General features: G+C 67.8%; 11 protein-coding genes. 4 read left to right on the top strand and 7 right to left on the bottom strand.

All coding sequences use genetic code 11. The annotated features are described in order from the left end of the window. The 5 genes from ACFU5V_RS03320 to ACFU5V_RS03300 form a co-directional block, all read right to left on the bottom strand. A partial coding sequence (locus ACFU5V_RS03320) for a proline racemase family protein (protein WP_378696830.1) occupies nucleotides 1-1,184 on the bottom strand: 1,184 nt, incomplete at its 3' end. A 51-nt stretch (nucleotides 1,185-1,235) separates the two neighbouring features. Then, a complete protein-coding gene (locus ACFU5V_RS03315; protein WP_378696828.1) occupies nucleotides 1,236-2,141 on the bottom strand; it encodes a dihydrodipicolinate synthase family protein in 906 nt (301 codons plus the stop codon). 129 nt (nucleotides 2,142-2,270) lie between these two features. Next, on the bottom strand, nucleotides 2,271-3,695 hold the full coding sequence (locus tag ACFU5V_RS03310) for an FAD-dependent oxidoreductase (protein ID WP_378696826.1): 1,425 nt from the start codon (nucleotides 3,693-3,695) through the stop codon (nucleotides 2,271-2,273). Further along, on the bottom strand, nucleotides 3,676-3,957 hold the full coding sequence (locus ACFU5V_RS03305) for a (2Fe-2S)-binding protein (protein WP_378696824.1): 282 nt from the start codon (nucleotides 3,955-3,957) through the stop codon (nucleotides 3,676-3,678). Before ACFU5V_RS03305 ends, ACFU5V_RS03310 begins: the two co-directional genes overlap by 20 nt. Then, nucleotides 3,954-5,126: an NAD(P)/FAD-dependent oxidoreductase gene (locus tag ACFU5V_RS03300; protein WP_378696822.1), complete on the bottom strand. Its 1,173-nt coding sequence runs from the start codon at nucleotides 5,124-5,126 to the stop codon at nucleotides 3,954-3,956. Before ACFU5V_RS03300 ends, ACFU5V_RS03305 begins: the two co-directional genes overlap by 4 nt. Nucleotides 5,127-5,319: 193 nt before the next feature. Between ACFU5V_RS03300 and ACFU5V_RS03295 the strand changes: the two genes are divergently transcribed. The 3 genes from ACFU5V_RS03295 to ACFU5V_RS03285 all read left to right on the top strand — a co-directional run bounded on the left by ACFU5V_RS03295 (nucleotide 5,320) and on the right by ACFU5V_RS03285 (nucleotide 7,828). After that, on the top strand, nucleotides 5,320-6,720 hold the full coding sequence (locus tag ACFU5V_RS03295) for an amino acid permease (RefSeq protein WP_378696820.1): 1,401 nt from the start codon (nucleotides 5,320-5,322) through the stop codon (nucleotides 6,718-6,720). An 8-nt stretch (nucleotides 6,721-6,728) separates the two neighbouring features. Continuing rightward, a complete protein-coding gene (locus ACFU5V_RS03290) occupies nucleotides 6,729-6,887 on the top strand; it encodes a hypothetical protein (protein WP_378696818.1) in 159 nt (52 codons plus the stop codon). A gap of 92 nt (nucleotides 6,888-6,979) precedes the next feature. Continuing rightward, complete coding sequence (locus ACFU5V_RS03285; protein WP_378696816.1) at nucleotides 6,980-7,828, top strand: transposase; 849 nt, start codon at nucleotides 6,980-6,982, stop codon at nucleotides 7,826-7,828. A gap of 92 nt (nucleotides 7,829-7,920) precedes the next feature. Here the strand turns inward: ACFU5V_RS03285 and ACFU5V_RS03280 are convergent, their stop codons facing one another. Next, the gene (locus ACFU5V_RS03280) at nucleotides 7,921-9,279 is read right to left on the bottom strand and encodes an MFS transporter (protein WP_378696814.1); all 1,359 of its coding nucleotides are present in this window, start codon (nucleotides 9,277-9,279) and stop codon (nucleotides 7,921-7,923) included. A 152-nt stretch (nucleotides 9,280-9,431) separates the two neighbouring features. Here ACFU5V_RS03280 and ACFU5V_RS03275 point away from each other — a divergent pair, with 152 nt between their 5' ends. After that, the gene (locus ACFU5V_RS03275; RefSeq protein WP_378696812.1) at nucleotides 9,432-10,166 is read left to right on the top strand and encodes a GntR family transcriptional regulator; all 735 of its coding nucleotides are present in this window, start codon (nucleotides 9,432-9,434) and stop codon (nucleotides 10,164-10,166) included. A 42-nt stretch (nucleotides 10,167-10,208) separates the two neighbouring features. On the opposite strand, the gene ACFU5V_RS03270 is transcribed toward ACFU5V_RS03275, so the two are convergent. Beyond that, entirely contained in the window at nucleotides 10,209-10,970 is a 762-nt protein-coding gene (locus ACFU5V_RS03270; RefSeq protein ID WP_378696810.1) for an IclR family transcriptional regulator, read from the bottom strand. Between the last annotated feature and the right edge of the window lie 36 nt (nucleotides 10,971-11,006).

Below are 11,006 nucleotides of genomic sequence, written 5' to 3'. Positions count from 1 at the left end.
GTGGGTGCACGACCAGGAGGGGGGCTGGGGTTGGGGGTTTGTGGGGGGGGGTGGGAGGGGGGTACCCGTCCACCCCGCCGTCCGAGTTCGCCGGTGAAACCCGGGCGACGGGGGCTCTGTTTCCTTGTCGCCCGTAGCACTGCCCGGCGGCTCGCAGGGCGTCGACGGGTCGGGGGTGTCCCGACCCATCCACATCTGTGGTGGGGCGGGATCGGCCTGGCCAGGGGGGGTGAGAGCTTGAAACAAAACGGGGACGGGGCGTCCGGGTTCAGCAAGTACTCCGCGGTTCCGGTAAGTCCGACGTACCCCGTGATGGTGGGCGTGACGGTGGTGATGTCACCGATGGTGCCCTGGTCGACGAGTCGGCCGGTGAACTGGGTGCCGATGAACGACTCGTTGAGGAAGTCGGTGTTCAGCTCCAGCTCGCCCCTCGCGTGCAGCTGCGCCATTCGGGCGCTGGTTCCGGTGCCGCACGGGGAGCGGTCGAACATTCCCGGTGCGATGACCATCGCGTGCCGCGAATGCTGGGCCGTGGACCCCGGTGCCGCCAGGTACACGTGGTGGCAGCCGGTGATCTCGGGGTTACCCGGGTGGACCGGCAGATCCTGCTCGTTGATCGCCGCGCTGATCGCCAGTCCGGCGGCCATGATCTCGTCCTTGTTGGCGCGGTCGAACTCGATGCCGAGCTTGTCGAGTTCGACGATGGCGTAGAAGTTGCCGCCGAACGCGATGTCGTAGGGCACCGATCCCCACTGCCCCACCTGCACGGTGCGGTCGAGTCCGAGCGCGAACGAGGGCACGTTGGTGAGGGTGACCCTCTTCGCGGCCCCGTCCTCGACGGCCACCTCGGCAACGACCAGGCCGGCGGGGGTGTCGAGCCGGATGGTGGTCACCGGTTCGGTGACCTCGACCATCCCGGTTTCCACCAGCACGGTGGCCACGCCCATCGTGCCGTGCCCGCACATCGGCAGGCAGCCGGAGACCTCGATGTAGAGCACCCCGTAGTCGGCGTCGGGCCGGGTGGGCGGCTGCAGGATCGCTCCGCTCATCGCCGAATGCCCGCGGGGTTCGTTCATCAACAGTCGCCGGATGTGGTCGAGGTTCTCGATGAAGTACCGGCGACGGTCGAACATGGTGGCGCCGGGAATGGTCCCGACGCCACCAGTGACGACCCGAGTCGGCATGCCTTCGGTGTGGGAGTCGACCGCATGAAAGACCCGGTTACTACGCATGGGTCAGGCCAATCCCTCGGCGACGGCCTTTTCGGTCGCCTCGCGGACGAGCTTTTCCTGCTCGGCGTTGAGCGGGACGCGCGGCGGCCGGCTCGGTCCGCCGTAGCGGCCCACGATGTCCATGCTCAGCTTGATCGCCTGCACGAACTCGGTCTTCGAGTCCCAGCGCAGTAGCGGGTGCAGCGACTTGTAGAGGGCGAGAGCGGATTCGATCTTGCCTGCCGAAGCCTCTTCCCACAGCTGAACGCTGGCGCGGGGCAGTGCGTTCGGGTAGCCGGAGATCCAGCCGGGAGAGCCGGCGATGGCGAACTCGAAGGCCACGTCGTCGGTGCCGCAGAGCACGTCGAGTTCGGGGGCGAGTTCCTTGATCTCGTAGTAGCGGCGGATGTCGCCCGAGAACTCCTTGACGCCGGCGATCAGGCCCTCGGCGTGCAGTTCGGCGAGCAGGTCCGGGGTCAGGTCGACCTTGGTGTCGAAGGGGTTGTTGTACGCCACGATCGGCAGTCCGACCTGCGAGACGATCCTGTAGTGCTCGATGACGGCGCGGCGGTCGGCGCGGTAGGCGTTCGGGGGCAGCAGCATCACGGCGGGAGCACCGGCCTCGGCGGCCTGCTCGGTCCACCGGCGGGCCTCGTCGGCACCATAGGCGGCCACACCCGGCATGATCGTGAATCCCTCGGGCGCAGCCTCGATCGCGGTGGTCACCACGCGAGCCCGCTCCTCGACGGTGAGGTTGTGATACTCACCGAGCGAGCCGTTCGGGGTGGCACCGCTACAGCCGTTCTCCGCCAGGAACTTGATGTGCTCGCCGAACCCGTCGAAGTCGATCTCGAGGGTCTTGCCGCCGCGATCGTGCATCGGCAGGGCGGTCGCCACCAGCACTCCGTGCCAAGGCTTGCGTGCGCTCATGTGTCCTCCAGTAGTCAAGTGTCCCGGATCACCCGGAGACTGTGAACTTGCTCCTTCACAGTCTGCCATGTGACATGTGAAATTGTACAGAGCTTGTGAAGATCTTTTTTGGTCCGCTACCCGCCCACGTCACGGTGTGCGCTCGGCACCGGCCGCCAGGGATCGCAGCGAAACCGGCTGCCCGATAGGACGACTGGCGACCCCACGCAAATCGTCGGCGGTGGGTTCGCGGTCGGCGCGGGCGGCGACCAGGCAGGTGGTAGCGAAGCCGCACACCCGGCCCTGGCACATGCCCATGCCGGGGCGGGCATAGAGCTTGACCGCCCGGGGATCGATCGCCCCCAGGTCCTCGATGGCGGCGTCGACGTCGGCGGTCTCGACCTCCTCACACCGGCAGATCACCGTGTCGGGTCTGAGCCAGCCGGTCCACCCCGACGGCACCGGGAAGGTGGCGTGCATCGCCACCGCGAACGCGTGCAACGCCGCCCGGTGGCGCTCGAGCTTGCGCAGGAGTTTCGGCGTCGGCGCGACGCCGGTGACCGCTGCCGCGGCGTGCAACCCAGCCAGGCGGCCCTCGACCACCGAGGCCGCCGCTCCGCTGACGCCACAGACCTCACCGGCCAGATACACCCCGGGCACGGTGCTGCGCTGGCCGGTGTCCGCGACGGCGATCAGGCTGCCGTCGATGTCGCGGCGGGTCTGGCACCCGAGCTGCAACGGGATCTCGAGCTGCGGGGTGAACCCGTAGCCGACGGCGACGGTGTCGCAGTCGATCTGTTTCTCGGTGCCCGGCACCGGGTTCCAGTTCCGGTCGAGTTTCGCGGTGGTGACACCGGCGACTTCCTCGTGTCCGTGCGCAGCGACGATCGCGGTCCGGGTGTGGTACGGAATCCGGCGGCGCAGCATGGTCAGGGAGTATTCGACGCCCTCGCCGAGCTTGGCGGCGTTGCGGGCGACCGCACCGAGATGACGGGCGAACCCGGCCGGGTGCCCGGCCTCGAAGACACCGACGACGTCGGCGCCGGCGTCGGCCAGACCGGCGGCGACAGCCAGCAGGAACGGCCCCGTCCCCGAGACCGCGATCCGGCGCCCGGCCAGTACCCCTTGGCCCTTGAGCAGCGCCTGCAGGGCCCCGGCGGTGAACACCCCCGGCAGGGTCCAGCCGGGGAAGGGCAGTTGCCGGTCGTAGGCGCCGGTGGCGACGACCAGGGAACGGCTGGTGACGATCCGCTCTCCGGAGGGTGTGCTGGCGTGGGCGGTGAATTCGGTGCCGGTGTTCTCGATATGCCAGACCGAGTGGCGGGGCAGGTAGTCGATCGCCGGGCCTGCTGCGCGCAGCTGCAGGCGCAGGGCCTGGAAGGTGGCCCAGTCGTGGTGCAAGGCACCGTCGTCGCCGCCCCGGTTGCGCCAGTACTGCCCGCCCGGGTGGTTGCCCGCGTCGATCAGGGCGACGCGGGCCCCGGCGGTCGCGGCGCTGGTCGCCGCGGCCAGTCCGGCGGGGCCGGCGCCGAGAACGGTCAGGTCGTACGGGGTCTCAGCAGGCGAGTTCGCCACGGCCGGCTCCTTCCTGGGTGGTGACGACGTCACCGGGGCGGGCCTCGACGAGGCAGGCCCGGCGGTTGGGTTCGCCGTTGACGGTGACCAGGCAGTCGAAACAGATCCCGATGCCGCAGAACACCCCGCGCGGGGTGTCGGCGACGCGGGTGCGCCGCCACGAGCGGCGGCCGCTCGCGATGAGCGCGGCGCCGATGCTCTGGCCGGTCTCGGCGGTGACGGTGTGCTCGTCGAACTGGAAGACGATGTTGTCGGTGCTCACGCTGTTGCCTCCACGAAGCGGTCCGGACGGAAGGGGGACAGGTCGAGGTCGGGTTCCTTGCCCGAGATGAATTGGGCGATCAGTGATCCCGTTCCGGTGGCCAGTCCGATGCCGGCGCCTTCGTGGCCGCTGGCGTGGATCAGGCCGGGCGCGCGCGGATCGGCGCCGATGACCGGCAGGTGGTCGGGGCAGTACGGCCGAAAGCCCAGGTAGGTGCGCAGCAGGGAGACATCGGCGAGGAACGGGAAGACCTCGATGGCCTGAGCGGCGAGCTTCTCGATCACCGGCAGCGACACCGACCGGTCGAAGCCGACGCGTTCGCGGCTGGCCCCGATCAGCACGGTGCCCGCACCAGTGCCCTCGACCACCACCGACGTCTCGAGGCCGGCGTCGCTGGAGGCGACGTTGGCGACGTATTCGGCGGTGTAGACCTTGTGCCGGATCACCCGCGGCAGCGGCTCGGTCACCAGAACGAAACCCTTGCGCGGCAACACCGGAATCGGCGCACCGGCCAGCTCCGCGATCGGGCCGCTCCAGGTTCCGGCGGCGTTGATCGTCCACGGCCCGTGCACGGTGGGCACGGCGGGATTGTCGGTGCGCACGCCGATGACCCGATCGTCCGCCGACGTGAGGAATCCGGTCACCGACGTGCCGGTCAGCACGGTGCCGCCGCGGGCCCGCACGTGCTGGAGCAGCCGGGCGGTGGCCAGCATCGGCTGGACCTGACTGTCCTGCGGGTAGTGCGCTCCCCCGGCCGCCGCGGGGGTGACACTCGGTTCGAGCTCGACGAGCTCGTCCTGGGAGATGTCGATAGCGTCGATGCCGACCTCACGCTGGGAGGCGGTCAGATTCCGCAGCCCAGCCGCGGTGGCCTCGGAGGCCGCGACGACCACTCCCCCTTTCGCGTGGTATTCGATGCGTTCGGGACCGAGCCGCTCGGCGACGTCGGTCCAGAGCCTCGAGGACAACAGGGCGAGATCGAGTTCGGATCCGGGGTGTTTGTCCGAGAGCAAGATGTTGCCCTCGCATGCCGCGGTCGTGCCTCCGCCGACCGCGCCGCGCTCGATGACGGTGACCTTCAGGCCCGCCTCCGAGCAGTAGTACGCGCATGCTGCGCCGATCACGCCGCCGCCGATGACGACGACGTCGTTGGTGTGGCCGAGTTCCATATCAGTAGTATGTCACATTGCATCTGATCGGGGAATCCGCTAATTTGATGTGACCGGCGCAACAGCCACGGCTCGTTTCGGGCGGATCCTGCAGCACAGCGGGGCGCTCTTGTCATCGGCCTCACCCCAACATCCCTCTGGAGGATCCGTGTTTTCACGTACGCGATCGTCGACGCGCGAAGTTCCGCCACCGGTGACCCCGGAGCCGCCCGAGGACGGCGACAGTGGTCATCTCCAGAAGACCCTCAAGCAACGCCACGTCGTCCTGATCGCCTTCGGCGGCATCATCGGCGCCGGCCTGTTCGTCGGCAGCGGATCGGTGATCGCCAGCGCCGGCCCGGCCTCGATCCTGTCGTACCTGATGGGCGGCATCCTCGTCATGCTCGTCATGCGGATGCTCGCCGAAATGGCCGCCGCCGAACCCGCCAGCGGCAGCTTCGCCACCTACGCCCGCAAGTATCTGGGCGACTGGGCAGGATTCCTCACCGGATGGCTGTACTGGTACTTCTGGGTCATCGTCGTCGCTTTCGAAGCCGTCGCCGGCGCGGCAACCATCCGCATCTGGCTCCCCGACGTCCCCCTGTGGACAACGAGTTTCGCCATCATCGTCGCCCTGACCGCCGTGAACCTGATCTCGGTGAAGTCATTCGGTGAATTCGAGTTCTGGTTCGCCGCCATCAAGGTCCTCGCCATCGTCGCGTTCCTCGTACTCGGCACGCTCTACGTCGCCGGCGCCTGGCCGAACAGCAACGGCAGCATCTTCTTCCTGGCCAGCGAGGGAGGGTTCGCCCCGCACGGCTGGATCCCCGTGTTCACCGGCGTCGCCACGCTGATCTTCTCGATGCTCGGCTCGGAAATCGTCACCGTCGCCGCCTCGGAATCCTCCGAACCGGTCAAAGCGATCTCCAAGGCCACCTCGACGCTGCCCTGGCGGATGATGATGTTCTACGTCGGATCCGTACTGCTCCTGGTCACCATAATGCCGTGGGACATGCTTCCCACCGACAGCAGCCCGTTCGCCGCCGCCATCGGCTCGATGGGCATCCCCGCAGCCGGACGGCTGATGGACGTCATCGTCCTCGTCGCCGTTCTGTCCTGCCTGAACTCCGGCCTCTACGTCTCCTCCCGGATGATCTACGCGCTCACCGGAACCGGTGATGCTCCCCGTGGTCTCGCCAAACTCAACGCCCGGGGCGTCCCGATGCGCGCCATCCTCGCCAGCACGGCCTTCAGCTACCTCGCCGTCGTGATGGCCTACTTCTCCCCGGACACGGTGTTCTACTTCCTCACCACCTCCTCCGGCGCCGTCGCCCTGTTCGTCTACCTCGCCATCGCCGGCTCCCAGATCCGGATGCGCCGCCACCGCCAACAGACCGGTGACACCGACATCGACCTGAAGATGCCGCTGTTCCCCTACCTGAGCTACTTCACCGTCTTCGCCATCATCGGCGTCATCGCACTGCTCGGTTTCAACGCCGACACCCGGCCCCAGCTCTACCTCGGCCTGGTCAGCGTCGGCGCACTGCTGGTCGCCTTCTTCCTCACCCGCCGCAAGAGCGGCGCCGCCGCCGGTCAGCGCACCGAGATCGCCTAGGACACCGCATGCCCGCCACCACCGTCGCCTCCACGTCCGAGACCCCCGCCCCGAACCAGTGGGTCTGGACGACCGAGGCGGACCTGCACACCGCCTCCGGCCAACTCTGCGCCCACTGGCTGAGCACCTCCCTCGCCCGGATCTGCCGGACCCGCCCGGCCAACTGACCACCCAACCCCACCCAGAACGACCGGTCACCGCGGCAGACTTGCCGCCGCGGTGACCGGTTTTCCACATTTCCGAGCCGAAAGGTAGTCCGGTGTCCCGCCAGAGCGCGCCAACCATCACGGACCGCACCCGGTGCGGACCCACCAGCGTGCGGACCGCCCGCGAATCACCGGGCCCCGTGGGTGGAGTCCGGTCCCGGACACGAATCTCGCTGTGCCCGCATCACACCCGGATTCAGCTCTCCCCCATCCTGTTCGTCCGGTCGGTCGAGGTGACCAACTCGGGCACCACAGCCACGACCGTCCACCTCCTGGTCGCCCTCACCGAGCAGGGCGTGCCCCGATACCTGGGCTCGTGCATCGGCGACGGCGACCGCTTCTGGCTGAGTGTGTTCGAGGCACTCCGCGCCGGCGGCGTGCAGGACGTCCGCATCCTTGCTTCGGCGCGGCCGCAGGCGATGCACCACGCCGCGACGACCGTGTGGCCGCACGCGTCGGTGCATCTCGACGTCCCCGGGCTGCTACGCAGCACCTTCGACCGAGTACCCCGCCACGACTGGATGGCCCTCGGCCACGACCTCGCCCGGATCCACGACGCCGCCGACCCCGCCGACGCGCGCACCGCATTCGCCGCGCTTCGCGGCACCTGGGCACCCCGGCACCCCGAGGTGGTGCGCCGGTGGGAGCGCCACCTGGATCTACTCACCGAACGGGCCACGCTGGCGAACCCGATCCGGCAGGCCCTGGCCGCCGGCGGACTGCTCACCACCCTCACTACCCGCCTCGACCACGCGGTGGCGACGGGGCCCGCCCGCACCGAGGCCGCGATCCTGCAGACGGCCAACGCGATCGGCGAACACCTCACCCGCGGCGACCAGCCCTGGGTGCGCCGATGGGGCCCGGTACGCGCAGCGTTCGAGACCGCCTTCCCGCACCACTAGTCGGAACACCCCTTCACACGACAGCGCCTCCCCACCCCGGACCCGAAAGGCACCGTGGGGTGAGGAGGCGCTGATTGGCGTACCCGGACAGGTCAGACGGGAGCGTCCGTCCGCCCGGATCCGTCGGTGACCGGCGCCGTCGACAGCCCTGACGTCGCCGGATGGGCCCCTCGCACCGAAATCAGCGAGATCGCGCTGCAGAGAACGAGGTAGAGCGCGATCGGAACCCAGGACTGGTCGAACTCCCCGAGCAGGAACGTCGCCACCAGCGGTGCCGTACCACCCGCGGCGGCCGCCCCGATCTGCTGACCGAGGGTGATCCCGGTGTAGCGCACCTCCGGAGCGAACATATCCGAGGTGATCGTTCCGTAGGTCGCGGTGATCGCCGGCCACAGGACACCGACGGCGATCGAGCAGGCGAGCAGCAGCGCCCACATCACCCCGGCGTGCAGCAACAGGAAGTAGGGGAAGGCGAACGCAGCCATCGCCACCGCAGCCACGGTGAAGACGGTACGCCGGCCGATCCGGTCTGCCAGGGTGCCCGCCAGCGGAATGGTGAACACGGCGAGCAGCGCCGCGACGCTGACCGAGACCAGGACCGAGGTACGTGCGAAGTCCAGCACCCCCGTGGCATAGCTGAGGATGAACGTGGCGAAAATGTAGAACGGCGCCGTCTCGACGACCTTCGCTCCGATCGCCACCACCACGGCCCGCCAGTGATACTTCACCACGTCGACGATGGGCAGCTTGGCGGTGCGCCCCTCCTCCTGCGTCTTACGGAAGGCCGGGGTCTCGTCGAGTCCGGACCGCAGCCACAGCCCGACCATCACCAGCAGGACACTGGCGATGAACGGAACCCGCCATCCCCAGGCATTGAACGACTCCGACGGCAGCAGACTCAGCCCGGCCATCGCGAGCGTCGCCAGCAGCATCCCCAGCGCAACACCGATCTGCGGGACGCTGCCGAAGAAGCCACGGCGGCGAATCGGGGCGTACTCGTACGCCAGCAGGATCGCCCCGCCCCATTCCCCCGAGATCGCCAGCCCCTGGATGATCCGGCAGGTTACCAGCAGGATCGGCGCCCAGACCCCGATCGCGGCGTAGTTCGGCAGGAACCCGATGCCCATGGTCGCCAGACCCATCAGCCACAACGTGATGACCAGGGTGCGCTTGCGGCCGATGCGGTCACCCAAATGGGAGAACACGATGCCGCCGAACGGGCGAATGAAGAAGGTCAGCGACAGCGACAGGTAGCTCAGCATCAGCGAGACGACCGGGTCTTCGGATGGGAAGAACTGCTTGTCGAAGACCAGGGCGGCGGCACTGGCGTACAGGAAGTACTCGAACCACTCGATGGTGCTTCCGCTGAGTGCACCGCCGAGCACTCGCCACTTCGTCGATCTCGACAATTCGCTTGACACGGCGGACCCGCACGCGGGGTGTTGTGACATGACTCTTCCTTTCCAACCGGGAGATCAATACAGTACGACATGTGACATTGCACAGATGCTAAAATGAGGTCACCGAGCAGTGGCGGTGCCGGCTCACTACACGACCACGGGACGACTCGGCACCAGACCGACGAGCAGGAAGGGGCGACAGGATGCCCGATCATCCGAGTCCGACCCTTCGACGTATGCCGATGAAGGAGAATCCTTTCCAACGGATCCACCAACGCACCACCCCGGTAAACGTTGCCGATGTACTGCGAAGGGCTGTCCTCGACGGGACACTCGCCGCGGGCAGCCAGTTGCGGGAGGCGCACCTCGCCGCGGATCTCGGAGTCAGCCGGGCACCACTGCGCGAAGCGCTCGGCATGCTCGCAGACGAGGGACTCGTCCGAAAAGTAGCCTTCAAAGGCGCGTTCGTCGCCGAAGTCACCGCGCACGATATCGCCGAAATCGCCAGCGTGCGTATGCGTGTGGAACCGTATGCCGTCGAGCTGGCCATGCCGCAGTTGGCATCAGGCGGTCGGGCGAAATTAACCCGCGCTCTGCGAGAGATGGAGTGCGGCGCCGACGAGGGAGACATATCCCGCACCATCGACGCCCATATGAGTTTTCACCGGACATTCTACGAGCTTTCCGGTCACAAACTGCTGCTGAGCATGTGGCGAACCTGGGAGTCACAGCTCCGGCTGTTCTTCGCAGACAACCACCGATCCTTCGCGGACCTTCATGATCTCGTCGACGAGCACGAACGATTGTTGTCGCTCATCGACGCCGGAAATATCGACACGATCACCGGCGAGATCACATGCCAGATCCACGGACTCGCCGATCGCCTTGCTGCCTCCCCGGAAACCCGTTCCCTCCGGATCTCCACGACCCGCAGATGACCGTTGCGAACCGGCATCGACAGGGCAGGACCGGCGCCGAACTCAGTCGTTGCGCGAGTACGAAACGTAGATGCCGCTGGAGGCCTGGGCGGCGGCTCGAACCTTCTGCCCATAGGCCTGATGCTTGTCCGGCGGTAGCCGGTGGATGGGGGCCGAGATGCTCAGCGCGGCCGTGGGGGCTCCGTTGCGGTCGAGGATCGGCGCTGCGATGGCAGCGATCTCGGCGTGCCGGGTGCCGAGCGCGCGGGCATAGCCGAGCTTCCTCGCATCCTCGATGGCGGCGTGGATGGTCTCCACGTCTGTCGGGGTGAATTCGGTGACCTTTTCCAGCGGCGTTCGGGTGAGAATCCGATCGACACGGTCCTGATCCATTGCGGCCAGCATCGCGATCCCGGAGGCGGTGGCATGCAGCGGGAATCGATCTCCCACGCGCGTATGGGTTCGGACGGGCGCCTCGGTTTCGAGCAGTTCGATTACCACGACGTGCGCGCCGTCGATCACCGACAGATGGATGGTTTCACCGACCTCGTCGAACAGGCGCTTCATCGGTGCGCGCGCCAATTGCCTTAGGTCGGTCGCGCCGGCGTGTTGCGACCCGATCGCGAAGGCCTTGGTGGTGAGCACCCATCGCGTGGAATCGCCGGGGGCGGGAGCGATCCAGTCCAGGTCGGCGAGCGCGACCAGGGCTCGCTGCGCCGTCGTCTTGCTCATTTCGAGCTTGCGGGCGACCGCGGATACGCCGATCGGCTGGTATTTGGCTACCGCCTCGAGCATGCGTAGCGCGTTTTCGACGGCACTCACCATTGACCTCCAGTGTGTGCCATGCCATAGTTGCGTACC

It is taken from the genome of Rhodococcus sp. NPDC057529, from assembly GCF_042802055.1.
In the GTDB taxonomy this organism is placed as follows: Bacteria; Actinomycetota; Actinomycetes; order Mycobacteriales; family Mycobacteriaceae; genus Rhodococcus_F.
The sequence above is the reverse complement of the archived record's forward strand: the minus strand, read 5'-3'. Positions and strand labels throughout refer to the sequence as shown.